Origin of the sequence: Mesorhizobium sp. M0633 (assembly GCF_040320645.1) — a bacterium.
Classification (GTDB): domain Bacteria; phylum Pseudomonadota; class Alphaproteobacteria; order Rhizobiales; family Rhizobiaceae; genus Mesorhizobium.
On record NZ_JAMYQC010000028.1, the window covers coordinates 48925 to 73875 of the forward strand.

The 24951-nt window shown below is 61.4% G+C and carries 21 protein-coding genes; 11 read left to right on the forward strand and 10 right to left on the reverse strand.

The window, feature by feature from the left end; all coding sequences use genetic code 11:
- Positions 1 to 8: 8 nt before the first annotated feature.
- On the reverse strand, positions 9 to 1082 hold the full coding sequence (locus NKI47_RS25380) for a tartrate dehydrogenase (RefSeq protein WP_352593981.1): 1074 nt from the start codon (positions 1080 to 1082) through the stop codon (positions 9 to 11).
- Between the two features lie 84 nt (positions 1083 to 1166).
- A complete protein-coding gene (locus NKI47_RS25385) occupies positions 1167 to 2492 on the reverse strand; it encodes an NAD(P)/FAD-dependent oxidoreductase (protein WP_352593982.1) in 1326 nt (441 codons plus the stop codon).
- 156 nt (positions 2493 to 2648) lie between these two features.
- On the opposite strand from NKI47_RS25385, the gene NKI47_RS25390 reads away from it, so the two are divergent.
- The 6 genes from NKI47_RS25390 (at position 2649) to NKI47_RS25415 (ending at position 9935) form a co-directional block, all read left to right on the forward strand.
- Entirely contained in the window at positions 2649 to 2852 is a 204-nt protein-coding gene (locus NKI47_RS25390; RefSeq protein WP_352593983.1) for a hypothetical protein, read from the forward strand.
- A gap of 416 nt (positions 2853 to 3268) precedes the next feature.
- Complete coding sequence (locus NKI47_RS25395) at positions 3269 to 4933, forward strand: ABC transporter ATP-binding protein (RefSeq protein ID WP_352593984.1); 1665 nt, start codon at positions 3269 to 3271, stop codon at positions 4931 to 4933.
- A gap of 23 nt (positions 4934 to 4956) precedes the next feature.
- Complete coding sequence (locus NKI47_RS25400; RefSeq protein ID WP_352450650.1) at positions 4957 to 6627, forward strand: peptide ABC transporter substrate-binding protein; 1671 nt, start codon at positions 4957 to 4959, stop codon at positions 6625 to 6627.
- An 84-nt stretch (positions 6628 to 6711) separates the two neighbouring features.
- Positions 6712 to 7662 carry an ABC transporter permease gene (locus tag NKI47_RS25405; protein WP_023678808.1) on the forward strand — a complete coding sequence of 317 codons (951 nt, stop codon included), beginning with the start codon at positions 6712 to 6714 and terminating at the stop codon, positions 7660 to 7662.
- A gap of 32 nt (positions 7663 to 7694) precedes the next feature.
- On the forward strand, positions 7695 to 8573 hold the full coding sequence (locus tag NKI47_RS25410; protein WP_023678809.1) for an ABC transporter permease: 879 nt from the start codon (positions 7695 to 7697) through the stop codon (positions 8571 to 8573).
- Between the two features lie 30 nt (positions 8574 to 8603).
- A complete protein-coding gene (locus NKI47_RS25415; protein ID WP_502897014.1) occupies positions 8604 to 9935 on the forward strand; it encodes an NAD(P)/FAD-dependent oxidoreductase in 1332 nt (443 codons plus the stop codon).
- A gap of 146 nt (positions 9936 to 10081) precedes the next feature.
- On the opposite strand, the gene NKI47_RS25420 is transcribed toward NKI47_RS25415, so the two are convergent.
- On the reverse strand, positions 10082 to 11020 hold the full coding sequence (locus NKI47_RS25420) for an ornithine cyclodeaminase family protein (RefSeq protein ID WP_352593986.1): 939 nt from the start codon (positions 11018 to 11020) through the stop codon (positions 10082 to 10084).
- A gap of 54 nt (positions 11021 to 11074) precedes the next feature.
- On the opposite strand from NKI47_RS25420, the gene NKI47_RS25425 reads away from it, so the two are divergent.
- The 5 genes from NKI47_RS25425 to fghA all read left to right on the forward strand — a co-directional run bounded on the left by NKI47_RS25425 (position 11075) and on the right by fghA (position 17393).
- On the forward strand, positions 11075 to 12112 hold the full coding sequence (locus NKI47_RS25425; RefSeq protein WP_352593987.1) for a GNAT family N-acetyltransferase: 1038 nt from the start codon (positions 11075 to 11077) through the stop codon (positions 12110 to 12112).
- An 11-nt stretch (positions 12113 to 12123) separates the two neighbouring features.
- Positions 12124 to 13302: an alanine racemase gene (locus tag NKI47_RS25430; RefSeq protein ID WP_352593988.1), complete on the forward strand. Its 1179-nt coding sequence runs from the start codon at positions 12124 to 12126 to the stop codon at positions 13300 to 13302.
- A gap of 56 nt (positions 13303 to 13358) precedes the next feature.
- On the forward strand, positions 13359 to 14633 hold the full coding sequence (locus NKI47_RS25435; protein ID WP_352593989.1) for an NAD(P)/FAD-dependent oxidoreductase: 1275 nt from the start codon (positions 13359 to 13361) through the stop codon (positions 14631 to 14633).
- Positions 14630 to 16084 (forward strand): aldehyde dehydrogenase family protein, encoded by a 1455-nt coding sequence (locus NKI47_RS25440; RefSeq protein ID WP_352593990.1) that lies wholly within the window; start codon positions 14630 to 14632, stop codon positions 16082 to 16084. The genes NKI47_RS25435 and NKI47_RS25440 overlap by 4 nt, the downstream gene beginning before the upstream one ends.
- A 457-nt stretch (positions 16085 to 16541) precedes the next feature.
- A complete protein-coding gene (gene fghA / locus NKI47_RS25445; RefSeq protein ID WP_352593991.1) occupies positions 16542 to 17393 on the forward strand; it encodes an S-formylglutathione hydrolase in 852 nt (283 codons plus the stop codon).
- 21 nt (positions 17394 to 17414) lie between these two features.
- Here the strand turns inward: fghA and pqqE are convergent, their stop codons facing one another.
- The 7 genes from pqqE to NKI47_RS25480 form a co-directional block, all read right to left on the reverse strand.
- Positions 17415 to 18536, reverse strand: coding sequence for a pyrroloquinoline quinone biosynthesis protein PqqE (pqqE, locus tag NKI47_RS25450; protein WP_352593992.1), 1122 nt, complete (start codon positions 18534 to 18536; stop codon positions 17415 to 17417).
- Positions 18533 to 18829, reverse strand: a complete 297-nt coding sequence (gene pqqD / locus NKI47_RS25455) for a pyrroloquinoline quinone biosynthesis peptide chaperone PqqD (protein ID WP_352593993.1) — start codon at positions 18827 to 18829, stop codon at positions 18533 to 18535. The genes pqqE and pqqD overlap by 4 nt, the downstream gene beginning before the upstream one ends.
- The gene (gene pqqC, locus NKI47_RS25460) at positions 18826 to 19584 is read right to left on the reverse strand and encodes a pyrroloquinoline-quinone synthase PqqC (RefSeq protein ID WP_352593994.1); all 759 of its coding nucleotides are present in this window, start codon (positions 19582 to 19584) and stop codon (positions 18826 to 18828) included. Before pqqC ends, pqqD begins: the two co-directional genes overlap by 4 nt.
- Positions 19581 to 20519 carry a pyrroloquinoline quinone biosynthesis protein PqqB gene (pqqB, locus tag NKI47_RS25465; protein ID WP_352593995.1) on the reverse strand — a complete coding sequence of 313 codons (939 nt, stop codon included), beginning with the start codon at positions 20517 to 20519 and terminating at the stop codon, positions 19581 to 19583. The genes pqqC and pqqB overlap by 4 nt, the downstream gene beginning before the upstream one ends.
- 464 nt (positions 20520 to 20983) lie before the next feature.
- Positions 20984 to 21877 (reverse strand): substrate-binding domain-containing protein, encoded by an 894-nt coding sequence (locus NKI47_RS25470; RefSeq protein WP_352593996.1) that lies wholly within the window; start codon positions 21875 to 21877, stop codon positions 20984 to 20986.
- Complete coding sequence (locus NKI47_RS25475) at positions 21849 to 22373, reverse strand: c-type cytochrome, methanol metabolism-related (RefSeq protein WP_352455602.1); 525 nt, start codon at positions 22371 to 22373, stop codon at positions 21849 to 21851. The genes NKI47_RS25470 and NKI47_RS25475 overlap by 29 nt, the downstream gene beginning before the upstream one ends.
- A 154-nt stretch (positions 22374 to 22527) precedes the next feature.
- Positions 22528 to 24429 (reverse strand): methanol/ethanol family PQQ-dependent dehydrogenase, encoded by a 1902-nt coding sequence (locus NKI47_RS25480; RefSeq protein ID WP_352455603.1) that lies wholly within the window; start codon positions 24427 to 24429, stop codon positions 22528 to 22530.
- Positions 24430 to 24951: the final 522 nt, after the last annotated feature.

A 24951-nucleotide genomic window follows, 5' to 3' on the forward strand; every position in this document is an offset into this window, starting at 1 on the left:
GAAACCTGTCACAGGTTCGAACCGCGGATCGCCCGACAGACGGCGTCCGTCACCTCCTGCGTGGTCGCTGTCCCTCCTACGTCCGGCGTCAGCACGCCTTCACTCGTCACCGCTTCCACAGCGCTCATCAACCGCACCGCCGCTGCGCTCTCGCCCAGATGTTCGAGCATCTGGGCAGCGGTCCAGAAGGTGGCGACCGGGTTGGCAATACCTTTGCCGGCGATGTCGAATGCCGAGCCGTGAATTGGCTCGAACATCGAGGGATAGCGCCGCTCGGGATCAATGTTGGCGGTCGGTGCAACGCCGAGACTGCCCGCGAGCGCGCCTGCAAGGTCCGACAATATGTCGGCGTGAAGATTGGTGGCGACGATCGTATCGAGGCTCCGAGGTTTCAACGTCATACGCACTGTCATAGCATCGACTAGCATCTTGTCCCACGCGACGTCCGGGAATTCCTGCGCCACCTCGGCTGCGATTTCGTCCCACATTACCATGCCGTGGCGCTGCGCGTTGGATTTCGTAACAACTGTCAGGAGCTTTCGCGGCCGTGACTGCGCCAGCCGGAATGCATATCGCATAATGCGGGTGACGCCGACGCGCGTGAAGATCGCGACCTCGGTTCCGACTTCCTCGGGGAGTCCGCGATGGGCGCGGCCGCCGTGGCCCGAATACTCGCCCTCGGAATTCTCCCGTACGATCACCCAATCCAGATCGCCAGGGCCAACGCCCGCCAGCGGCGAAACAATCCCGGGCAATATCCTGGTCGGCCGCACGTTGGCGTACTGATCAAAGCCTTGGCAGATCGGCAGCCGGAGGCCCCAGAGCGTGATGTCGTCAGGCAGATCGGGGGCGCCCACCGCGCCAAAGAAGATGGCGTCGAAGCGCTTCAGTTGCGCCACCCCATCTTCGGGCATCATCCGACCATGGACCTTGTAATAGTCTGAGCCCCAGTCGAAGTGCTGGAGGCGCAGCTTGAAGTCGCCGCAGCGCTGCTGCAGCGCCTCAAGCGCCTGGAGACCTGCGGCAATCACCTCTGGGCCGATCCCGTCGGCCGGAATGGCGGCAATCTCATATTCGCGCATCGTCACTTCCCTGTTTTTTGGTGCTGGCCGCCTGGTGACCTCAATCTCGTGTGCGATCGATTGTATGTTGGCAAGACGGTCTTCTCAGAATTCAGCGACCTTGCCCCACGCAGCAGTCTTCAGGCGCTCGGGCCTATAAGGACGCGGATCGACGATAGGCTCGCTGCCTGTAATGATGTCGGCGATCATATGCCCCGCGCCGGGGCCGATCCCGAAGCCGTGACCGCTGAATCCCGCCGCCAGGATGAAGCCCGGAATCCCCTCCACTTCGCCGACTGCGGGAATGCCATCGGGTGTACTGTCGATATAACCCGCCCACACATCGGAGATCGCGACGCGTTGGAGTTCGGGGATCAATTCGCAGGCTCTTCGATATGTCAGCCGAATCTGTCCCATGTCGGGCTTCGGGTCGAGAATGCGGTTCCGTTCCATTGGCGTGATCTCGTCCAGGGCCCATTTGCGCAGGCTTTCATGGCCTTGACGCCAGCCCTCTAAGGCGCCCGGGGCGATATTGCGCCAGCGGCGGGCGAACATAGGTACAAACTCGCGGCTGAACCTGAACTGCTGCGGCGTTGGATCGACACGCGCCCGCCCGCTGATCGCCAGCGCGTATTCACCGTTGCTGCGCCGCGTCAGAGAGACGCGCGTGGTATGCAGGGCATCCGGCAGGCTGTTTGCGCCGGGTGCCACGGCCAGAATGGACGAACGCACGGCAGCTTGCGGGAAACGAACACCGAGCTGGTTGCAGAAGGAAGAAGCCCACGCGCCCCCGGCCATGACAACAGTCTTTGTATGGATGGTGCCCGCTTCGGTCACCACAGCGCTCACCCGGCCGGCGCTCAATTCCAGCCCGCGCGCCGCGCAATGCTGATGTACGGTGCCGCCCGCCGCCATGATGCCGCGCGCCGCAACCGGCACTGCCTTGGAAGGATCCGCCGTTCCGTCAGTTGGCGAGAACACGCCACCTTTCCATTTGCGGCCCGTCGCTTTGCCCCGTTCGGTGGCTTCTTCCGCGCTCAGCATGTGCGTGGTGATCCCGACCGTTCTCGCAAAATCGCGCCACTTCGCCCAGCCTGCCAGCTCATTTTCGTCTTGTGAGAGATAGAGGAGCCCGCAGCGGCGAAATCCAGTATCCTCACCAGTCTCCTGTGCCACCTTCTCCCAGAGATCGAGGCTCTTGGTTGCCATTGGCAACTCGCGCGCATCGCGGTTCTGCTGGCGGCACCAGCCCCAGTTGCGGCTGGACTGCTCGGCGGCGATACGCCCCTTCTCGACCAGGGCGACCTTGAGGCCGCGGCGCGCCAGATAATATGCGCTGAACACGCCCACCACGCCGCCGCCGATGACGACGACTTCCGCCTCGCGAGGGAGGGAAGGGCTGCAGTCGATGTGCATGAGCGGCGCGGGCATGGATGGGACTCCGGTAATTTGAAGCATCCTAACCTGCCGCCCGCAAATGCAGGCTGCGGAGTTTGTGCCTGGACGGAATTTCCTGCGTTTAGCAGCCTCCAGGACAGGCAATTATTGTGCGAAAAGCTCGCTGCGAGCCAAGCAGGAGTACACTTCATGCAGTCGCGTCATCTGCGGTATGGGGGGCACACGGCGCAGTTGTCGACCTTGATCGGCAGCGCCTTGGCCGACATTGTGATGGGCCGCACGGTCACCAATCCGCTCGGCGGCATGACCTGCACATGTGCCGATGTACACCGGAAAGCCTTGGTCCTATCCCTCTTGGGCGCGTATTGCCGGATGAAGGATATGGTTGCCTGATCCCGGTTTCCGCGCCGAAACGGGAACAGAGTGAAATGCCGAACTGGATGTTCTTTTCAGAAGTTCCTGCCGCGCGAGGGCCAAGTTTCGAAGACTCTGCGGAAACAGAACAGTCAAACTGGCTGGAAGAACGGAGCAACCCTTCCTTATGGTAGGCAGGCTCCAGAGGACATCCGACAGGCAGGGCTTGCCCCTTCGGAGAGTTCTCCAAGAAAAAAGGGAACAGAGTCCGGTACACGGACCGGATTTCATAAGGGAACCGCCAGGATGAGCAGAACCCGTCTCTCGCAGACTCAGCGCGCGAAGCGCCGAGAAGGCCAGACTGCGGCCGCTACGGTGAGGCGCTTCTGCTCAAAGGGCGATGAAGCGGTCCGCAACAGGGTGGACGCGCTCGGTTGAAAGGGGAGGTGATCTCGATGGTCGCAAGCATCCAGGCTGTAGCCCCCCACGATGTGGCGCTTTCGGTGCGCGACCTCACGGTGAATTTGCCGCAAGGCATGGAACGGACCCATGCTGTCAAGGACATTTCCTTCGATCTGAAACGCGGCCAGATACTCTGCATCATAGGCGAGTCCGGATCGGGTAAGTCGGTCACGGCGAACGCGATCATGGGGCTACTGCCCAAGGTGATCCGCCTCTCATCGGGAATAATCCAGCTGGAGGGGTTGAACATCATCGGCATGTCGCCCGACAAGCTGCGCAACCTGCGTGGACGGGTCGTGTCGATGATCTTTCAGGACCCGCTCTCGGCGCTCAATCCCCTGATGACGGTGGGCGCGCAGATTGACGAGGTCATGGCCGCGCATGGCTTCGGCACGCCACAAACCTGTCGAAACCGCGCTATCGAGCTGCTCACTGAAGTAGGCCTGCCAGATCCCGAACTCATGTATCACCAGTACCCTTTCCGGCTTTCGGGCGGGCAGCGGCAGCGCGTCATGATCGCCATGGCCCTGGCGCTCGAGCCGACGGTGCTGATTGCGGATGAGCCAACCACCGCGCTCGACGTCACCACCCAGGCTCAGATCCTGCAACTGATCCGTGACATTCAGCAGCGCAAGGGCATGAGCGTTATGTTCATCACCCACGATTTCGGCGTGGTGGCCGAGATCGCCGACAGCGTCGTGGTGATGGAAAAGGGCAATGTCGTCGAACAGGGCAGCGCCGAACAGGTGCTGAAGTCGCCCAAGCACCCTTATACCCAGCGCCTGATTGCAGCCGTACCGCATTTGACCGGCGAAGATCGCCCTCGTCCGGAAGCTGCCAGCAAGGAGCCGATCCTGAAGGTTGAGGGTCTGGTGAAGACCTATCGCGGCGGCAGCGCGCTGTTCGGCGCGCAACGAGTTGTGACAGCGGTCAACGAGGTTTCGTTCGAACTGGCGCCCGGCCGCACGCTTGGGGTCGTAGGCGAGAGCGGTTCGGGGAAATCGTCGCTGGGCCGGCTGCTGATCAAGCTGCTGGACAATGACGGCGGCGGGATCTTGTTCGAGGGCTGTGACATAGCCAAGCTTTCCGAAGCGAAGTTCCGCCCGCTTCGACCGCGGATCCAGATGATCTTCCAGGATCCCTTCGCTTCTCTGAACCCACGCTCGACGGTCGGTCACATCATGACGGTGGGCCCGATGGCGCACGGGATGCCTTATGTCCAAGCGCGCGATGAAGCGCGTGCGCTTCTGGCCCATGTCGGTCTCGATGCCGGCGCTTTTGGCCGCTACCCGCACGAGTTCTCGGGTGGGCAACGCCAGCGCATCGGCATCGCTCGTGCGCTGATGTTCAAGCCGAAGCTGTTGATTGCCGACGAGGCGGTCTCCGCACTCGACGTGTCGATCCAGGCGCAGATCCTGCAGCTTCTGGACCAGATCCAGCGCGAGACGGGCGTGTCGATGGTCTTCATCACGCACGACCTGCGCGTCGCCAGCCAGATCTGCGACGAAATCGCGGTGATGCAGAAGGGCCGGATCGTCGAGCGCGGACCGCCCTCGCAAATATTCCTGAACCCGCAAGCAGCCTACACGCGCCAACTGGTAGCGGCAATTCCAGGAGAGCGGCCGGGCAATGCCCGTCCAGTAGCAGCAAACGCATAAGAAATAACAAGAGAGGAACTACCATGACCAAAAATTCATCGACTACGTCCAACTACTCGAGGCGCGAAGCGCTGCGACTGATGGCGATAGGTGGGGCTGCAGGCCTCATCGCGCCCAATCTGTTGGGCAAGCCCGCCTTCGCCAAGACCCCTCCTGCAGGCCCGGCCGGTCGCGTCATCGTCGGCCTCTCCCAAGAGCCGACCGTGTTCAATCCGCTGATGGCGCATATCGAAGTCGATGACGCGGTCCATTTCTCGGTTTTCGACGCGCTGGTCCGCATGGATCCCCAAGGTGGTCTACATCCAAACCTCGCAGCCGAGGTGCCAAGCCAAAAGAACGGCGGCATTTCGGAGGACGGTCTCAACTGGCGCATCCGGTTGCGTGACAATGCCCGCTGGCACGATGGTGAGCCCTTCACGGCCGAGGACGTGAAATTCACCCTTGAACTCATCACGAACCCGAAGTTTCGCGCTTGGCGCACGAGCGGCCATTCGCTCGTGCAGGACATCACAGTGGTTTCGCCCACCGAGATCACATGGCGGATGAAGGAGGCTTTTGCGCCCTATCTTTCGTTCTTGGCCGAAACGTTCATCGTGCCCAAGCACATTCTGGAGAAAGAGGCCGATCCGAATACAGCCGCCTTCAACCAGGCGCCGGTCGGCACCGGCGCATTCAAATGGAGCCAGCGCGTCGCAGGTGATCACATCGAGCTCGTCGCCAATCCTGAGTACGCGGGCGAAGGCCCCTATGTCGAGCAGCTCATCTTCAAATACATCCCCGACATGACGGTGCTCTACACGCAATTCAAGAGCGGCGACGTGGACCTGGTCGATCAGTCGTACATCACCGCCGACCATTATACTGAAGCCCGCGAACTAGCAGACCGCGTGGTGACACTTGAGACCGGGTCATCCCTGGAGTCGATCTACCTCAATTTGGGCCGCCCGCAGTTCAAGGAGTTGGCAGTGCGCCAGGCGCTCTACGCCGCCTTGGATAGGAAAGCGATCGTCGACACGATCTATTACGGCGTGGGCACTCTCACCGAGACCTTCATGCCGAAGGAGTCCTACTACTACGACCCGAACCTGCCGGTTCAGGAGTTCAATCTGGACCGGGCGCGCCAAATCCTTGATGAGGCCGGCTGGGCGCCGGGGCCGGATGGAATCCGCGCCAAGGATGGGGTGCGACTGTCCTTCTCCAACTCGACAACTTCCGGCAACAACCTCCGCGAGCAGACGCAGCAGTTCCTGCAGCAGACGTTTGCCGAGATCGGCGTCGAGATGACGATCTCGAATTTGCCGGCTGCAGTTATGTGGGGCGAGTTCTGGCTGAAGTCGCAATTCGACACCGCCATGGTGGGCGTCACCTATCTGATTGCCGCGGACCCCGACGCCACAAACCGGCTCCATACGAAGGCAATCGCCGCTCAAGGCGGACACGGTTCGAACACCGGGCAATATTCCAACCCTGAGGTCGATGCCCTGCTCGAAAAGGGCGCTCGCAGCTTCGATCCGGAAGAACGACGCGGGATCTATAATCGCGTGCAGGAAGTGGTGCGCCATGATCTGCCCTTCCTGCCGCTGTTCGCGTACACAATCGTCCTCGGGCGCAAGAAGGGGTTGGACGGCTTCGAGCCCAACGCCAACACCCGCACCGCGTCGTGGGATGCCGCAGCCTGGCAGTGGAAGGCCTAATCCACGCAGTTGCCGCCGCCCCGCCGATTCCGCCGCGGCGGCGGCAACAGACTAAAATCATCAACCCACAATGGAGGGACTCGAATGCGCGGCTTCCTGCTCAATCGCCTCTCGCAGAGCCTGGTGCTGCTTGTGATCGTTTCGATCATCGGCTTCGGCATTCTGAACCTCCTTCCCGGCGGCCCGCTGGCGCAATTCGGGCTCGATCCCGGAATGACCCAGCAGGATATCGAGCGTCTCAAGGGGCTGCTGGGCCTCGATCGACCCATATGGATCCAATATCTGGACTGGGCATGGCGGCTGGTGCGGGGCGACTGGGGTCACTCTTTCCGCGACGGAGCGCCGGTATTGGAGGTGATCGGCAGCCATCTCTTTGCCACGCTGCTGCTGATGGGGTCCTCAACCGCAATTGCGATCTCCATTGGCGCCTGGATTGGAATCCGAGGCGCCACGCGCCGCTACTCGCTGTTCGATTATCTTGCAACTGTCGGGGCCATGGTTGCGTTGTCGGTCCCCACCTTCTGGTTCGGACTCGTCGGCATCTACGTCTTTTCCCTGAAGTTGGGTTGGCTGCCTGCGGGTAATATGTCCGAGATCGGCGACGCCTCGATCCTGGGCTACCTCCACCATCTGATCCTGCCAAGTATCGTGCTGTCGCTGGTCCATGTCGCGATCTGGAGCCGCTACATGCGGACGGCCACTCTCGATGCCATTAGCCAGGACTTCGTCAAGACCGCTCGGGCCAAGGGGTTGAGTGAACGCCGGATTCTGATGAAGCATGTCGTCGGCAACGCACTTTTGCCGATGATTACCTTGGCCGGGATGCAGCTTCCCAGTGTCCTCACTGGCGCGCTCGTGACCGAAACCGTCTTTACCTGGCCAGGAATGGGACGGTTGTTCCTCGATAGCCTTGGTTACAGCGACTATCCGGTTGTGATGGGGCTGCTGATGTTCTCCGCCATCCTCGTTCTGCTTGGAAACCTGATCGCCGACATTGTCGTCGCTATTGTCGATCCGCGCATTCGTCTGGCTTGAGCGCGCAACTTCCCCGACAGGAGACAGCCGATATGACCGCTTTCACCGCAAATGCAGCTCCAAGCCGATGGAGAAACAACCGCGCGGCACGTCGTTTCATGCGTCATCGCTTGGCGCTGCTCGGGCTGGCGATGATCATCTTCCTGAGCCTCGCTTGCGTCCTCGGCCCCCATCTCCTGCCTTATGACTCACTGTATATCGATCTGCGGGCCCGCTTTGCCCCTCCGCTGACGGGCTACCACTTTCTAGGTACCGATCCGCTTGGCCGCGACGTGGCGGCAAGGCTTTTGATGGCGGGACGAATCTCGCTGCTGGTGGGTTTCTTTGCCATGGTTTTGTCGACACTCATCGGCACCCTGGTCGGCGTAATTGCCGGCTATCGCGGCGGCTGGGTCGGGGCCACGCTGATGCGCACGGTCGATGGATTCCTGTCATTCCCATCGATCTTTCTGCTGCTGGCGCTGGCTGCCGCACTGAAGCCCAGTCCTGTGATGATCACCGTCATTATCGCCCTCACCAGTTGGATGGAGGTTGCCCGCATAGTCGAAGCGGAAGTCCGCTCGTTACGCGAACGCGAGTTCGTCCTAGCCGGGCGAATGCTGGGATTGAGCGGCACCCACATCATGTTCCGCGAGATACTGCCCAACGCCATGGGGCCGATTATCGTCGCTTCCACCTTGACGGTCGCGCGCGCCATTCTCATGGAAGCCTACATCAGTTTCCTCGGCTACGGGATCCAGCCGCCACTGCCCAGCTGGGGCAACATGCTCAATGGCGCCCAGCAATATCTGGGCAGCGCACCTTGGCTGGCAATCATTCCCGGAGCTGCAATCACCATCGCGGTAACCAGTTTCAATTTCATCGGTGACGGGCTGCGTGATGCGCTCGACGTCCGAGACGACCACATCTGAAAGTTTCACCGACCGTAGATTACCCCTGCAATGCAGCGAGAAGTCAGCCACGTGCAAGAGCCTCATATCGCCGACAAGAACACACCCTACTGGTGGGAAGCAGCGCCCGTCATGCCGCGGCCGCGACAGCCGGTCGCAAAGAACCTTGACGTGGCAATTGTCGGCGCCGGTTATGCCGGGCTTTCGGCCGGGCTTGCGCTGGCGCGCGAAGGGCGCTCGGTCGCAGCCTTTGATGCGATGAATCCGGGCGAGGGTGCTTCCACCCGCAACGGCGGGATTACGAGCGGGACCATCCGGCCGGACTATGCCACGATCACCCGGCGCTTCGGGGAAGAGAAGGCCATGGCGATCGAGGCCGAGGGCAAGGTCGCACGCGAGTTCCTCTACGACTTCATCAAGACCGAAGGGCTCGACTGCGACTTCCGACTGGTTGGCCAGTTCAAAGGCGCTTTCGGATATGAACAGTATGAGAAGATGGCGCGCGGCGCCGAGACGCTGGCGAAGAAACTGCGGATCGAGTCCTACGCGGTTCCGCATGCCGAGCAGCGAAATTATATCGGCACCGACTTCTACCGCGGCGGGACTGTTCGGATGGACATTGGCGGGCTGCACCCCGCAAAATTCCATGCTGAGCTCCTGCGGGTGGCGCTCGCATCCGGGTTGACGGTCCATTCGCATACAGTGGTCAAGTCGATCGAGAGGAACGGTTCGGGGTTCCGCGTCGCGACTTCGGCAGGGACGGTGGATGCACGGCAGGTTCTGGTCTGTACCAACGGCTATACCGACGGCGCCGCTCCCTTCCTGCGCCGCCGCCTGGTTCCGGTTCGCAGCCGGATCATCGTCACCGAAGAACTTGCGCCCGATATCATGGCGCGGCTGATGCCGAAGCTGATGACGATCACCGAGAACCGGCAACTCGGTTTCTATTATCGTCCCTCGCCCGACGGAAAACGTATCCTGCTGGGGGGCCGTGACAGTTCCCGCGTCGGCGATCCGGCGGCGCCGAAACTTCTCCTTCGCAAGGGCCTGGTGAACCTTTTCCCGGAGTTGGAGAACGTGCGCCTTTCGCATTGCTGGTTCGGCAATGTGGCGATGAACCGAGACATGCTGCCCCGCATCTTCGAGAAGGACGGCGTGGTCTATGCAACTGGCTTCTGCGGTTCGGGCGTGGTCTGGGCGCCATGGATTGGCATGCGTGCGGCCCACAAGTTGATGGGGCATGGCGAGCAGTCGCGCACTGCGTTCGACTTTCGACCGCCTTCGGCCGTCCCGCTCTATCGTGGCAATCCGTGGTTCATGCCGGCGATTATCCAGGGCTATCGGTTGCAGGACCGTCTCGCCTTCTGGCGCGCCAGACGCTAGTCGCCGACATCGGGGGCGATCCGTGGTTCATGCGGGCAACCCTTTGGCGCGCCCGCCGCTGACACGACTGCAGGATCGCGCGGGGTCACCTTGTTGCCGGAGAGTGCCGAAAAATCCGTCGGGACTGGGGCCTGGTGCGAAACTGATCAGCGGTGGGACGCCTTTGCGCGGATCAGCGCGTCGGCCATGTAGAGGTCCTGCAGGGAGATGCCGGAACTGTCGAAGACCGTGACCTCATTGTCGAAGCGGCGTCCGAGCGCACGCCTTTCAATAACGTCGCCGATTGGTGTTACCGCAAGCACGCCGGCGTCGATTTCGTCGCGCACGTATTGGAACTCGCCGATCTGGACGGACTGGCAAAGCAGATCACAAAACAGACGTGCCTTGGGAAATAATTCGCTCGGCAATTCGCGTTTACCCGGAGCATCCGACCCGATGCTGACGATATGGGTTCCGGGTCCCACCCAAGCGGCATTGAACAGCGGTTCGCGTGCGGGTGTCGCCGTCACCACGATGTCGGCCGTGCGCACGGCTTCTTCCGGCAAGGCAGCGCGCGCCTTCAGTCCCCTTTCGCCGATCTGATCGACAAAAGCGTCGCGCCGCGGCGAAGGCCGGGCCACGACCAGCACGGTTTCGATTGGGCGGATGCGTGCCAGCGCCATCACTTCGAAGCTCGCCTGGTTGCCGGCCCCGAAGATCGCCAGAACCTTGGCTTGCTTGCGCGCAAGAAGATCGGCCGCAACCGCGTCGGCGGCGGCCGTCCTGTAGGCGTTGACCTTCCCGGCCTCGACTACGGCGCCGAGCCGACCTGTATGCTGATCGAGCAGCACGATGGTCGAGTTGTGGCGGGGAAGGCCACGTGCCGGGTTGCCCGACCAGAAGGAGCCAATTTTCACGCCGGTCAGGTCGCCCGACGAACCGGATTTGATTGAGAAGGTATTGGTCACCTCCTGTGTGCGCCCGAGAACAGCCGGAAAGACCCAGCTCTGCCGCGATGCTGCCGCCACGAGAGCCTCGCGCGCCGCCTCGAAAGCAAGTTCATGCGTGACGAGGGCAGCTGACTCCTCTTCGCTGATGTAGATCATCCAAAATTCCTCCTGGGCATCGCCGATCGGGCAACCACGAAGCGGCGATTCAAGGTGCCAGGTATTCCTCGCCCGATTTGCACGACTTGGCATGCCGAGGAACTGCATAAAACGAATAATACCGCTGATTTGAAGGGGCAAAACAGCAGCGAAATCTGTCCGCCGGGCGCGACTCTAAGATCCGACTTCAATCCGACTCTGGATCAACTGACAGCGTTGCACCTTATGGCCTTTGAGCATGACAGAAATATCGTCAGCGCCCCGATCGAGCTGATGAAATTGGAAACCCGCCATTTGCCGGGCGCACTGAAGCTGTCGCAGGAGATGGCCTGGCCCTACCGTCAGGAGGATTGGGAATTTGCCCTGATGGTCGGCAATGGCCTGATGCTTGAGCGGGCAGGACAGGTGATTGGCACGGCCATGTCCTGGAATTACGGACAGTCCTATGCCTCGGTCGGGATGATCATAGTTACTGGCTCCGCGCAAGGCGGTGGCAACGGCGCCCGGCTCTTTGATGGATTGCTTGAGGCGACACACGGTCGCAACCTGCTGCTCAACTCAACCGAAGAGGGGCTGGCGCTCTACAAGCGACGCGGCTTCACTGCCTGGGGCACGGTGCTTCAGCACCAGGGCTCGCTGGCTGTCGCCGTGACGCGGAGTACCCGCGACGACATCCGTCAAGCGACAGCCTCTGACCTCGCGGCAATTCAGGCCTTCGACGAACGGGCCACGGGCATGCCCCGGCTGCCGATGGTGGCTGCGCTCGCCGATGTGGGCAACGCATTGGTCATTGAGCGCAGGGGACGGATTGCAGGCTACGCTGTCGCGAGGAGGTTTGGCCGCGGCTATGTCGTCGGCCCTTGTGCAGCCGAGAGCGACCACGACGCGCGGCTTCTGATCCTGGCCCAGCTTTCGAAGCTTCACAATCAATTCGTTCGCATCGACGTCTATGCCGAGGATGGATTGGGCGACTGGCTTGCGAGCCTTGGCCTGCAGCGGTCCGGCACTGCGACCGCCATGGTCAAAGGACAACGACCCGTCGCCGAGGGGCCAGCCCATATGTATGCGTTGGCAAACCAGTCGTTCACTTAGGAAACGAGTCTATGAATAAGATGGCGGCAAGCCTGGCGGTGAGCGAGACGGCTAGGACGATCGACGCCTTGGTCACCCCGACGCTGCTTCTCGACCGTGGCCGGCTCGAGCACAACATCAAGGGTCTGGCTGAGCGCGCCAGGAAGCTTGGCGTGGTGCTGCGCCCGCATATGAAGACGGCCAAGAGCATCGATGTCGCCCGATACGCGTTCCATCGCGAACGCGGTCCGATCACGGTCTCGACCATCGCCGAGGCGGAGTATTTCGCGGGCCATGGCTTTCGAGACATCACCTACGCGGTCGGCATCTCGCCGGCCTCGGCCAAGCGGGCCATGGAGCTTTGTCGCCGCACCGGCGCTGATGTGAAGCTGTTGCTCGATTCGGTCGGGCAGGCCGATGCCCTGGCCGGCGTCCGCGAAGCCACCGGTATGACCCCATCTGTTTTCATCGAACTGGACTGCGATGACCATCGCGGTGGTTTGAGGCCGGACGACCCGAAGTTGCTCGACGTGGCCGGCAGTGTCGTCGCGGCCAGTGCCAAACTCGTCGGCGTTCTCGCCCATGCAGGCGAATCCTATGGCTTGAACACGCCCGATGCGCTGGTCAAGGCAGGCGAGAACGAGCGTTCAGCCACGGTGCGCGCCGCTGAAGTCCTGCGCGCCCATGGCCATGCCTGCCCGATCGTCAGCGTCGGCTCAACGCCGACAGCGCATTTCGTCGACAACCTTGAGGGGGTCACGGAGCTGCGCGCCGGGGTCTACATGTTCTTCGACCTGGTCCAGCACGGCGTTGGGGCGTGCGAACTCGACGACATCGCGATTTCCGTATTGGCCACGGTGATCGGGTCCAAGCCGGAAAAGGGATGGGTGCTGGTTGACGCTGGATGGATGGCGCTTTCGCGCGACCGGGGAACCGCAAACCAGCAGATCGACCAGGGTTACGGCGTGGTCTGCGACGAAAAGGGGAGGGTGCTTGAAGATGTGATCGTGGCCCAGGCCAGCCAGGAACACGGTATCCTCGCCATTCGTGCCGGCTCTGGAAAGTCCATGCCCGAGCTGCCGCTCGGGACTCGGGTCCGGATTGTGCCCAACCATGCGTGTGCGATGGCCGCCCAGCATGATTTCTACAGCGTTGTCAACGGGGACAGCCCCAAGATTGAAGCGCGTTGGGAGCGGATGCGCGGCTGGTAGGCGCGCGACTACGCTCGGATGTCGCCCCACTCAAATCAACACTGGTGGTCAAGAAAATGAAGTTTACCTCTTACTGGCTGGATACGTCTCAGCCGTTCAATGAAGGGTCGCCCAAACCGCTCGAAGGCCACTACGACGTGGCGATTGTGGGCGGCGGCTTGACCGGCTCCTCCGCCGCGCTGGCCCTTGCCAAAAAGGGCGCCCGGGTTGCCCTGTTGGATGCCGAAACGATCGGCAATGCCGCGTCCGGCCGCAATGGCGGCATGTGCAACAACGGCTTTGCCCAGAACTATGCAATCATGGCTGCCAAGCACGGCAAGCCGGCCGCAAATGCGCTCTACAAGGCTTTTGACGCCGGCGTCGATATGGTCGAGCGGTTGGTGCAGGAAGAGAAGATCGACTGCAGCTTCTCCCGCGTCGGCAAGCTCAAGCTTGCCGCCAAGCCCGAGCACTACGACATGCTGGCGCGCAGCCAGGAACTACTGGCTGCCAATGTCGATCCCGACACCAGGATGATCGCGCGCGAGGACCTGCGAACCGAAGTCGGCACCAGCCGCTACCATGGCGGGCTGCTCTTTCCCAAGAGCGCGGGCATGCATGTCGGCCGGTTCGTCCGGGGCCTCGCGACCGCTGCTGCCCGGCGTGGCGCAGAGGTCCATGAACGCTCGCCCGTCATTGCGATGCGCAAGGTTTCAGGCGGGCATGAGGTAACGACGCCAAAGGGCAAGATCGTCGCGCGGCAGGTCCTGTTGGCAAGCGGCATTTCCCAGGTTGGCCCGCTCGGCTGGATCCGCCGGCGCATGATCCCGGTCGGCGCATTTCTGATCGTGACCGAGCCGCTGTCGCCCGACCACCTTAGGCGTCTCATGCCGACTGGGCGCATGGTCGTCGACACGCGCAATCTCGTTGTCTACTGGCGGCTCACGCCGGACAATCGCCTTCTGTTCGGCGGGAGGGCGCGCTTTGCCGTGTCCAACCCTCAATCCGACGAAAAAAGCGGCCGGATACTCAAGGCGGCGATGGTCGAGGTCTTTCCGGAACTGGCCGGCACCCGCATCGACTACTGCTGGGGCGGCATGGTCGATATGACCCGCGATCGCCTGCCGCGCGCCGGAGAGCGCGATGGCATCTATTACTCGATGGGCTATAGCGGACACGGGACCCAGATGTCGACGTTGATGGGCACCATCATGGCCGACGTCATGGACGGGCGCCCCGAGCTCAATCCCTGGAAGGATTTCGACTGGCCAGCGATCCCCGGTTATTTCGGGCGCCCCTGGTTCCTGCCGATTCTCGGCGCCTATTACCGCATGAAGGACCTTGTAGGGTGATGACGCCCCTCGAACACCTGGCCCGCAACGGCCACCTGGACAAGTTCTTCATCGACGGTCAATGGGTTGAGCCGAGCGGCACCGCGACGGGCGTCGTCGTCAATCCCGCCACAGAAGAGGTTGTGAGCCAGTTTCCGCTTGGAAATGGCGAGGACGTTGACGCGGCCGTTGCAGCGGCTCGCCGGGCATTCGCCTCCTGGAGTCGGACCACGCCAGAAGACCGCGCGGGTCTGCTCGATCGCCTGCAAGCGCTGCTCGAGGCGCGCGGCGAACTGCTGGCTCAATGCCTGAGCCTCGAAATGGGCGCGGCGATCGGCTATGCGCGCAGCGCCCAGGTGCCGCTGGCGATCACGCATGTTAAGGTCGCTCGCGATGTGCTGACAGACTTTCGCTTCGTCAAGCAACGGGGGCAAACCGCCGTCACCCACGAACCGATCGGTGTCTGCGCCTTGATCACTCCGTGGAACTGGCCACTTTACCAGATCACCGCCAAGGTTTCGCCGGCGCTCGCTGCAGGCTGCACGATCGTGCTGAAGCCGAGTGAGCTTTCTCCCTTGGACGCCCTGCTGTTCGCCGAGGCAATCGAGGAAGCCGGCTTCCCTGCCGGGGTTTTCAACCTCCTGCAAGGTGATGGTCCAGGCGTCGGTATGGGTCTCGCCTCCCATCCGGATGTCGACATGATCTCCATTACCGGGTCCACCCGCGCGGGCATTGCGGTGGCCCAGGCGGCGGCGACCACGGTCAAGCGTGTCGCGCAGGAGCTCGGCGGCAAGTCGCCGAACGTGATCCTGCCGGACGCAGATCTCGATCGCGCCGTTTCTCTGGGCGTAGCCGCCGCCTTCCGCAATCTCGGCCAGTCATGCAGCGCCCCGACGCGCATGATCGTGCCACGCGCGCTGCTCTCCGAGATCGAGGCAATCGCCAAAAGGGCCGCAGCCCAGATCGTCATTGGCGATCCGCTTTGCGAAGCCACAACTCATGGTGCAATCGCAAACCGTGCCCAATTCGACCGCATCCAAACCATGATCGGCGTCGGCATTTCTGAGGGCGCCAGGCTCCTCACCGGCGGACCGGGCCGTGCGCACGATCTGAACGTCGGGTTCTATGTGAGGCCGACCATCTTTTCCGACGTGCGCACGACCATGCGTATTGCCCAGGAAGAGGTCTTCGGGCCAGTTCTCTGCATCATCCCCTACGACACAATCGAGGAGGCCGTCACCATCGCCAACGACACGGTCTACGGTCTGGGGGCCCATGTGCAGGGCCAGGATGTGGACGCCGTCAGGGACGTGGCCTCGCGGATCCGCTCCGGTCAGGTGCATCTCAACTACCCGGCCTGGGATCCGCACGCCCCGTTTGGCGGTTTCAAGCAGTCCGGAAACGGACGCGAATATGGGATCGAGGGCATGTTGGAGTATCTCGAGGTAAAATCCATACTCGGCTATTTCTAGGCCCTGGGCCTGTCCGTGGCTTTCGACGGTCGGGAATAGCCGTCGGCTCACAAGTTCTTGCTCGGTACCCTGTCGCGCTTGCTGCGAGCCCACGCGATGACGCGTGCGTGCTCGTCCGCCATAGCCGCGTCGAAGCGGCTGTCGCCACTGAAAGCCAGGGCAAGTGCATTTGCGCAGAGTTCGGCGTCCCGGAAGCATCGCCGATGCCTGCGCAGTGAGTGCGTCCTTGTTATAGCCAGCATCGCCAACAATCGCCCAGCCTGGCCCGTATGGCTTGCTGGGCAACGCTGCGCCAGCGAGTGGCCTCTCGCGCCTTGCTGCGCCAAGACGGTCGGCGAAGGCAGGCCATCCCGGCTCCGATCAAGAGCCCCGCGCGCCAGCCGGCCCACCAAGGTTGCCGCGATCACCCTTGATGTCGTAGAGCCTACGGTCGGCGGTAATTGGTGGAGAAGAATATATGCCAGAGCACCCGAAACTCGTCTCGACTGCCAAGTCGCATGGCGGCGCCCAGCATGTTTACTCTCATCTTTCGACGAGCTGCTCGTGCGAAATGACGTTTGCCATTTTCGTGCCTCCGCAGGCACGGGAAAGCCGTTGCCCCGTGGTGTGGTACCTCTCCGGGCTCAGCTGCACCCATGCGAATGTAATGGAAAAAGGCGAATACAGACGTATTGCCGCCGAACTCGGCTTGATCGTTGTCTGTCCCGACACCAGCCCGCGTGGTGCCGACATTCCGGATGAAAAGGACAATTGGCAGTTCGGCAGCGGCGCCGGTTTCTACCTCGACGCGACGCAAGAGCCGTATGCCAAGAACTATCGCATGTATTCCTATATCGTCGAGGAGCTGCCAGCCGTGATCGGGCGCGAATTTCCCGCCGATATGGCGCGCCAGTCGATCTTCGGCCATTCGATGGGCGGGCATGGCGCGCTGACGATCGCACTGAACAATCCCGCGCGTTTCAGAAGTTGCTCGGCCTTTGCGCCGATCGTGCAGCCAAGCACAGCCGGCTGGTCGAAGCCGGCTTTCGAAAAATATCTCGGCCTGGATAAGGCCTCGTGGCGGCGCTACGATGCCACTTCGCTCATCGAAGATGGACACCGTTTCCCGGAATTCCTGGTCGATCAGGGAACGTCAGACGGTTTCCTCCAGGAGGGCCTCAGGCCCTGGCTGCTCGAAGACGCCTGCTCCAAGGCAGGCATTCCATTGAAATTGCGGATGCAGGACGAATACGATCACTCCTATTTTTTCATTTCGACATTCATGCATGACCATATGACGTGGCATGCCGAACGGCTTTCACGAGGGTAGGCCGTAGGAATAGGTCGGCAGTCAGGCGGGCTCGGTGACGACGCCAATGCGCCGGTAGACGAATGGTTCGTCCTTCGAAGGAACCGTCGCAGCGCGCTGGGCCTCGTCGATCAGCATTGCCATGCGCGCATGGATCGGCGATTTCGCGCAAGCCGGGTCCGTCGCGGCGGCATCGCCGGCGATTGCCATCGCCTGGCAGCGACAGCCGCCCCAGTCGATCTCGCGCCGCTCACAGTTGCGGCAGGGCTCCTGCATCCAGTCCGTGCCTCGAAAGGCATTAAATGCCGGGGAATCGGTCCAGATCGCGGCCAGGCTGCGTGATCCAAAACGCTCGAAGCCGAGCGACGGGATGGTCTGGGCGGCATGGCATGGCAGTACGGTGCCGTCCGGCGTCACCATGAAGGCGTCGCGCGCCCAGCCGCCCATGCACGGCTTGGGATAGATGGCGAAATAATCCGGCGTGACGAAATCGATGTTCATGTTGCCGGTGAGCCGTTCGCGCGCCGCCGCGACGATCTCCGCCTGCCGGTCGACGGCAGCACGCTCGGGCATCAGTTGATCGCGATTGGTCAGCGCCCAGCCGGCGTACTGCACGTTGGCGATCTCGAGACGCTCCGCACCCAGCGAAAGGGCCAGATCGATGAATTCCGGTACCTCCTCGATATTGTGGCGATGGATCGGCGCGTTGATGGTAAGCGGCAAGCCGGCCGCGCGAGCGCGGCGTGCCGTTTCCAGCTTCTTTTCGTGGCTGCCCCTGTGATTGCCGATGCGCTCGGTGGTCGCCGGCCGTGCACCTTGAAAGCTCAGTTGCAGATGGTCGAGCCCGGCTTCGGCAAATGCCTCGATGCGGCCATCCGCAATGCCGACACCGGCGGTGATCAGGTTGGTGTAGACGCCGCGCGCCGAAAGCCCGGCGATCAATTGCTCGAGATCGCGACGCAGCGTCGGTTCACCGCCGGACAGATGCACCTGGAGAACGCCAAGATCGGCGGCCTGCGAGAATAGGTCGAGCCAGCTCTGCGTGTCGAGTTCGCGATTGGCCTTCAGCAATTCGAGTGGATTGGAGCAATAGGGGCATTGCAGCGGGCAGCGATGCGTCAGTTCCGCCAGCATGCCGATCGGAGGGAGAATGGGCTCGCTCATAGCTTCACCAGCAGCTTGTCCGACCATTCCTGCAGGAAGGCGATGACGTCGGCCGCCACGGCCTCCTGTTCGGCATCATAATCCGCGGCAAGGCCGGCAATGATGTGGCCGACCGTGGACCGCCCATCGCAGCGGCGCAATATGTCGAGGCTGATGTGGTTCGGCCAGAACACCTTTTCGGGCGAAAGCACCGCGAACGCCTGGCGCACGGAGTCATACTGTATGCGCACGTGCTTCGGCAGCGATGGAACCGACTGCGGCGACACCATGGCTCTTTCGCGCAGTGCCATCATTGGGCTGCCTCCGGACGGAAGGCGCCGGGCGGGATACTGCCCGGCTCGCCATAGGCGTGTTGAAGCGCGTCGAGCATGGCCCAGAGTATATCGCATTTGAACACCAGTGCATCGATCACCTGCTGCTGACGTTCCGCCGTGTCGGCATGTTCGAGCACATAGGCGAGCGCGAAGTCGGCGTCGCGCGAGGCCTGTTCGGGCCGTCGGCTGAAATAGGCCAGCGTGTCCTCGGTGATATAATCGTATCTGGCCAGCATCGCGGGTACCCGCTCGCCGATGATGAGCGGCGAGAACATCTCGGTCAGCGACGACGCGACCGCCTCCAGCAGGGTCCGGTTCGTGCAAAAGGAGAGGTAAGCGCCAACCGCAAAACGGGTCGCCGGCAGGGCCAGCCTTTCGCTCTTCACCGCGTCGGCATCGAGACCGAGCGAGGTCGCCAGGTGCAACCAGCGCGCAATACCGCCGCTCCAGCCGTCCTCGCCGTCATGATCCTCGATGCGTTTGCGCCAGGCGGCACGAAACGCCGGATCCTCGGCATGAGCGAGGATCATGGCGTCCTTGCGCGGAATGACCGCCTGATAGCAATAGCGGTTCAGCGCCCAGGCCTGCATCTCGGTCCGCGACAGCGCACCGCTGGTCATCCTGTGATGGAAAGGATGGCGGTTGTGATAGCGCTCGGCACCGACCTGCCGCAGCACGGCTTCGAGCTCGCTTGAGGACAGGCCGTTGCTGGCTGCGTCGTGGAAATCACTCAAAGGTCCATCTCCATCCCGTCGCGGGCCACTTCCCAGCCAGCCGCTTTGACTGCTGCCTGCTCGGCAGAATTCTCGTCCAGAACAGGATTGGTGTTGTTGATGTGGACGAAGACACGGCGGCCGATCCTCACATCGGCCAAGCTGGCGATCGACCCTGCGTCTCCCGACATTGCCAGATGCCCCATGCGCGCACCGGTCTTTTGGCCGACGCCGGCAGCAATCATCTCGTCGTCGGTGAAGACCGTGCCGTCGAACAGAAGGCATGCGGCATCGGCTAGACGCGTGCGCAGGGTCGCATCGATGCGGGCGCAGCCGGGGATGTAGAAGATGGAGCCGCGACTGCCGGCACCGGCGATACGGACGCCGATCGTGTCGCCGGCATCGGAGCTGAAATTGGCATCCGGCTGGCCTCTTTCTTCGAGATAGAGGGCTATCTTCCCGGGCACGGGAAAGCTCTCGACAGCCACCCCGGTGTCGTGGCCGTCTGCGTCGCAGATCGACAGTTCTTGCGCCGGCGGCAAGATGCGTCGCGGCACGAGCGCCGGATCGAGGACATTGAAAATCGAATTCGCCTTCAGCGTCGCCAGAACCTGTGTCGTTGCATAGATAGCGAAAGGCTGCCGCTCACGCAGGCTGAGCAGGCCGGCCACATGATCGACATCGGCATTGGTCAGCACCACCGCGCGAATGGGCGTCGAGCGCAGCGGCGCATCGTGCGCGGGCTGCAATTCAGGCGTTGCCGCGATCTGCTGGCGAATGTCGGGTGACGCGTTGAACAGAACCCAGCCGAGCCCATCCGCCGACGCGGCGACACTTGATTGGGTTCGTGAATGCACGCCAGCCATCCCGGTGCGAGCCGCACGGCTCAGACGATAATTGCAGTTCCATTGCGGAAAGCCGCCGCCGGCCGCCGATCCAATGATTCTCAAGCGCATGAAAACGCCCGCCCCGCGGCTTCTCTGACCAGCAGCCAATTTGCAGCCGCAAAAAACGGCCCGCCCGCTTTGCGTGCCTCAAAATCTTTCACGAAAATCCCATGCGGCAAGGGGATGCGTGCCCCTGTTGCCAGGGACACGCACCTCTGCGGCCTACTTCTTGGGAGTAATTTCAGCAGGCAGATACCGCGAAATTTCAAAGCCCGCAGCAACCTGACACATGGTCGGTTTTGTCCAGCTCTTCTTCATAACATTTCTCCTCTTCTACCAGCCCGAAGGGGCCGATCCGGTGGTTAGCCAACCATTGCAGGGCACCGAAGCAATGGCTCGTCCATCACGTTCTCAAATGGACAAATGAAACACAAGGTTTTGAAAGGCCCGAAAAACAAAACTATCGAAAGTAGCTGTAGTTTTCTCTTCAATTGTTCATCGCCTGGGTTTTTCCTCCTCCTGACCCATCCCAACTATTGCGTGATCGGATTGTCGTGCTCGTCGATCAGCGGCACATTGTAACCCAGCAGGAGCTTGGTCATCTCCGGCTGGTTTTCCCTGATCACCCGGTTGAGCGTTCGTTTCCATTCCTGGTCGGACGGACGTACGCCCATGGTGATGCGGTAGGACATGCGCGAGCCGGTTTTTTCCTTCAACAGCGGAACAATGGTGACATCGGCTCCGAGTTCCTTGGCATAGTAACCTGCCATCGGCCCCCACAGGACCGCCGCGTCGATCTTGCCGGCGAGCATGTCCTTGATCATGACCTCCCCCATGGACGGAGTGATGCGCGTATCCACCGCGAGTGGATAGATCTTGGCGGTCCGCAGAAGCTTGTTGGCGGCCATGTTGGCGGTTGGCGGCGTGCTTTCGACGACGCCGATTCTCTTGCCGGAAAGTTTCGGGTCTTCGATCGTCTCGATGCCTTCCATGCCGTTGCCTTTGGGGTATACGAGCACATAGGCGGAGCGGTAGTAGGCATTGGTGTTCTGCACCAGTTCATCGCCTTGGGCGTAGCCCATGATGATGTCGCATCGGTTGGCCCCCAGCGTGTTTCGCACAAAGCCGGTGACAGTGGGAAACCACGTGTAAGCGACTGATTTCCGCCCCGTCTTCTTGGCAACCAGTTCAGCCAGCTTGTTTTCGAAGCCTTGGCCGTTCTTGTCGGTAAAGGGCATATTCGAGGGATCGGCGCAGACGCGCAGAATGTCGGGATCGACCAGTTCGCCCGCAGCGCCAAGCCCGGCATTTTGCGCCAGAACGTTCGACGGCAGCAAGGCGAGGGCGCCGAGGATCGGCAGAACGACGCGCAGCTTCGATGCAGTGCAGCCGATCATATCATCCACCCATGCAGGATGCTTCGGCATCCTTGGCTGCCTGAGCCTTGTTTTCGTGCTTGGGCGGCCTGCCGCGGGGTGCCGCGCCATCGGCGCGCGCGCGCAGATAGACGTAGAGATCGTCCAGGTAACAATAGACGTTCTTGTTGTCGCCAAAGGCAGGCATGACGTTTTCCTTGCCGCCGCCGACATTCTTGCGGCCCTCGGCGACGATCGACAGGAACGTGGCGTAATCCATGGTTTTTAGACTATTGACCAGGGCAGGCGCATAGCTCGAACCTGTTGCGTCCTGTCCGTGACAGACATGGCAATCGGAGTGATACCGGCGGTACCCGCTGAACGTGTACCAATCGACGGTTCCGTTTTCGATCTTGTAGGTCGGATTTCCGTCCGCATCTACATATTTGCCTCCTTCTTGCTTCACCGCCTTGGCTTTTTCCATGCTGTCTTCGGCCCGTGCCAGACTTGAGCTGGCCAGAGGCAGCAGGACCAGGGCGAGAGCGGAAACTGCAATGCGGACGATCATTCAGACTCTTCCTTCATTTGCCAGGGACACTGGCTGCCGTCGTGCAGCGGCATTGATCGGTGTTTGGGTGGGCGCGCAATCGAGAGCCCAGTTCCCGGCTTCGGGTGACCCGGGCTCTCGTTTTCGAACCTAGTCGTAAGGCTCTTCCCGGTTATCAGTCCGGGAGGCCGAAGACGGTGAGCTGACCACCCAGCGTCGTATAGTCGGCAAGTGCCGCGTAACCGCCGACGGCACCCAGACCAGCGGTTCCAACGACCGCGGTCTCGTCGCCCTGCGCACGGCCCTGATCGACGGCGCCATGCCAGGCAGCGGCGTTATCGGGCGAAAGCAGGCCACCTGCCAGACCGATACCGGCCCATCCACCGACGCCGGACAGAACGGCGACGTACTGCTTGCCGTCATGCTCATAGGTCGTGATGTTGCCGATGATGCCGGACGGGGTCTTGAACTTGTAAAGTTCCTTGCCGTCCTTATCGACCGCCTTGATGTAGCCTTCGAGGGTACCGTAGAAGACGACGTCGCCATCTGTCGCCAATGCGCCCGACCACACCGAGAACTGCTCGGGCTTCGACCAGACGATCTCACCCTTGGCTGCATCCCAGGCAATGAAGTTGCCCATGTTGCCGTCACCGCCGGGCGCCGCATACATCGACACGGTGGCGCCCACATAGGGCTGACCGGCGGTGTAGCTCACTTTGTAAGGCTCATAGTCCATGCAGACATGGTTGGTCGGCACGTAGAACAACCCGGTCTTCGGCGAGTAGGCGGCCGGCTGCTGGTCCTTGGTTCCAAGCGCGGCCGGGCAGATACCGGTCGAGTTGGTGTCTTCGCCGTTCTGCTGGGTCGAATACTTGGCGACGACCTGCGGGCGGCCATACTGGTCGCTCTTGGGATCCATGTTGACTTCCGTCGCCCAGTTCACTGCCGGATCGTATTTTTTGGCGACGAGAAGTTCGCCGGTGGCGCGATCCATTGTGTAGGCAAAGCCGTTGCGGTCGAAATGCACCAGCACGTCGTGCTTGGCGCCGTTGACTTCCATGCCATCGACGAGAATCATCTCGTTGATGCCGTCATAGTCCCACTCATCATGCGGGGTCATCTGGTAGAGCCATTTGGCAACACCGGTATCCGCATCGCGAGCCATGATTGTCATGGACCAGCGATTATCGCCTGGGCGCTGGACCGGATTCCACGTCGAGGGATTGCCAGTGCCGTAATAAACCAGGTTCAGCTTGGGATCATAGGAATACCATCCCCATGTCGTGCCGCCGCCCGTCTTCCACTGTTCGCCTTCCCAGGTGTTCGTGCCGGAATCCTTTCCGACAGGCTTGCCGAGATGAGTCGTCTTCTCGGGATCGAGAAGGGTGTCTGCATCAGGACCTTCCGAATAGGCTTTCCAGGCGAGCTTGCCGTCTTTCAGATTGTAGGCGGCCAGCCAGCCGCGAACACCGAATTCAGCACCGGAGACGCCCACGAGCACCTTGTCCTTGATGACTACGGGTGCCGACGTGCCGGATTCGCCTTTTCCGCCGTCGGTCTGGTCGCCGTTCTTGACAGACCAGACGACCTTGCCGGTCTTGGCATCGAGCGCGACGACGGTGGTGTCGGCCTGGTTGAGAATGATCTTGCCGTCGCCATAGGCGACACCGCGATTGACCGTGTCGCAGCACATGATCGGAATGACGTTCGAGTCCTGCTTGGGCTCGTATTTCCACAGGATCTTGCCGTCATTCTTGAGGTCGAGAGCAAAGACGTTGTTTGGGAAAGGCGTATGGACATACATCACGTCGCCGATGATCAGCGGCCCGCCTTCGTGACCACGCAGCACGCCGGTGGAAAAGCTCCATTTGACCTGCAGGTTCTTCACATTGTCCGCAGTGATCTGGTTGAGTTTGGAATAGCGGGTGTTGGCGTAGTCACCCGTCTGCATCGCCCAGTTCTTCGCATCCGATGCGAGCTTTGCAAGGTCTTCATTGGCCGAAGCCGTATAGGCAGCGCCGAGCGATAAAAACGCCGCGGTCGTCAGTATGTAGGTAGTTTTCGCAAGTACACGCATCCAAAATCCTCCCGGGTTCACAGTGAAGAATCGACCGTCAAGCCCCACAGGGGCCTGCCCAAGCAATTCATGTTGGGAAGTTATTTTCCGGCAGCTGTCACGACCTACCCCGAAGCAGAGGGCACCGTTACCGCCCGCCCCCCTTGGTCTTCGAAAGACTGCCGCCGCTCCCTGATGACGGTGGCGCTCTTGAAGCCGGAAACAGGGAAAAGCTATGTCATCGTAAAAGACCAGGCAAGCAAAAACCTACAATGCGTCGTTGCGCTGCAATATCGATTATGGTGCGATGCAATATTTAGAAACAAGTAAAATAAGCATCGGGTGAAAAACTAATAAGAGGATGGCCGCCAGCTGCGACACATATAGCAGCCATATTGTTCCCGTATTCTCAAGGTGATCCACATTTGACTTTATTTCGATATATTCCACGAGGCACATCGGAGTAAGTATGCGTGCATCTCGCTGGCTGCCGATAGTGAGCGACGCATGAAATGAACGCGTGAAAGAGGGTGCGCAGGGGGT

Coding starts and splice junctions, on each gene's coding strand:
- NKI47_RS25380 (WP_352593981.1), bottom strand. CDS start 1,082: ATGCGCGAATATGAGATTGCCGCCATTCCGGCCGACGGGATCGGCCCA.
- NKI47_RS25385 (WP_352593982.1), bottom strand. CDS start 2,492: ATGCCCGCGCCGCTCATGCACATCGACTGCAGCCCTTCCCTCCCTCGC.
- NKI47_RS25390 (WP_352593983.1), top strand. CDS start 2,649: ATGCAGTCGCGTCATCTGCGGTATGGGGGGCACACGGCGCAGTTGTCG.
- NKI47_RS25395 (WP_352593984.1), top strand. CDS start 3,269: ATGGTCGCAAGCATCCAGGCTGTAGCCCCCCACGATGTGGCGCTTTCG.
- NKI47_RS25400 (WP_352450650.1), top strand. CDS start 4,957: ATGACCAAAAATTCATCGACTACGTCCAACTACTCGAGGCGCGAAGCG.
- NKI47_RS25405 (WP_023678808.1), top strand. CDS start 6,712: ATGCGCGGCTTCCTGCTCAATCGCCTCTCGCAGAGCCTGGTGCTGCTT.
- NKI47_RS25410 (WP_023678809.1), top strand. CDS start 7,695: ATGACCGCTTTCACCGCAAATGCAGCTCCAAGCCGATGGAGAAACAAC.
- NKI47_RS25415 (WP_502897014.1), top strand. CDS start 8,604: ATGCAGCGAGAAGTCAGCCACGTGCAAGAGCCTCATATCGCCGACAAG.
- NKI47_RS25420 (WP_352593986.1), bottom strand. CDS start 11,020: ATGATCTACATCAGCGAAGAGGAGTCAGCTGCCCTCGTCACGCATGAA.
- NKI47_RS25430 (WP_352593988.1), top strand. CDS start 12,124: ATGAATAAGATGGCGGCAAGCCTGGCGGTGAGCGAGACGGCTAGGACG.
- NKI47_RS25435 (WP_352593989.1), top strand. CDS start 13,359: ATGAAGTTTACCTCTTACTGGCTGGATACGTCTCAGCCGTTCAATGAA.
- fghA (WP_352593991.1), top strand. CDS start 16,542: ATGCCAGAGCACCCGAAACTCGTCTCGACTGCCAAGTCGCATGGCGGC.
- pqqE (WP_352593992.1), bottom strand. CDS start 18,536: ATGAGCGAGCCCATTCTCCCTCCGATCGGCATGCTGGCGGAACTGACG.
- pqqD (WP_352593993.1), bottom strand. CDS start 18,829: ATGATGGCACTGCGCGAAAGAGCCATGGTGTCGCCGCAGTCGGTTCCA.
- pqqB (WP_352593995.1), bottom strand. CDS start 20,519: ATGCGCTTGAGAATCATTGGATCGGCGGCCGGCGGCGGCTTTCCGCAA.
- NKI47_RS25470 (WP_352593996.1), bottom strand. CDS start 21,877: ATGCCGAAGCATCCTGCATGGGTGGATGATATGATCGGCTGCACTGCA.
- NKI47_RS25475 (WP_352455602.1), bottom strand. CDS start 22,373: ATGATCGTCCGCATTGCAGTTTCCGCTCTCGCCCTGGTCCTGCTGCCT.
- NKI47_RS25480 (WP_352455603.1), bottom strand. CDS start 24,429: ATGCGTGTACTTGCGAAAACTACCTACATACTGACGACCGCGGCGTTT.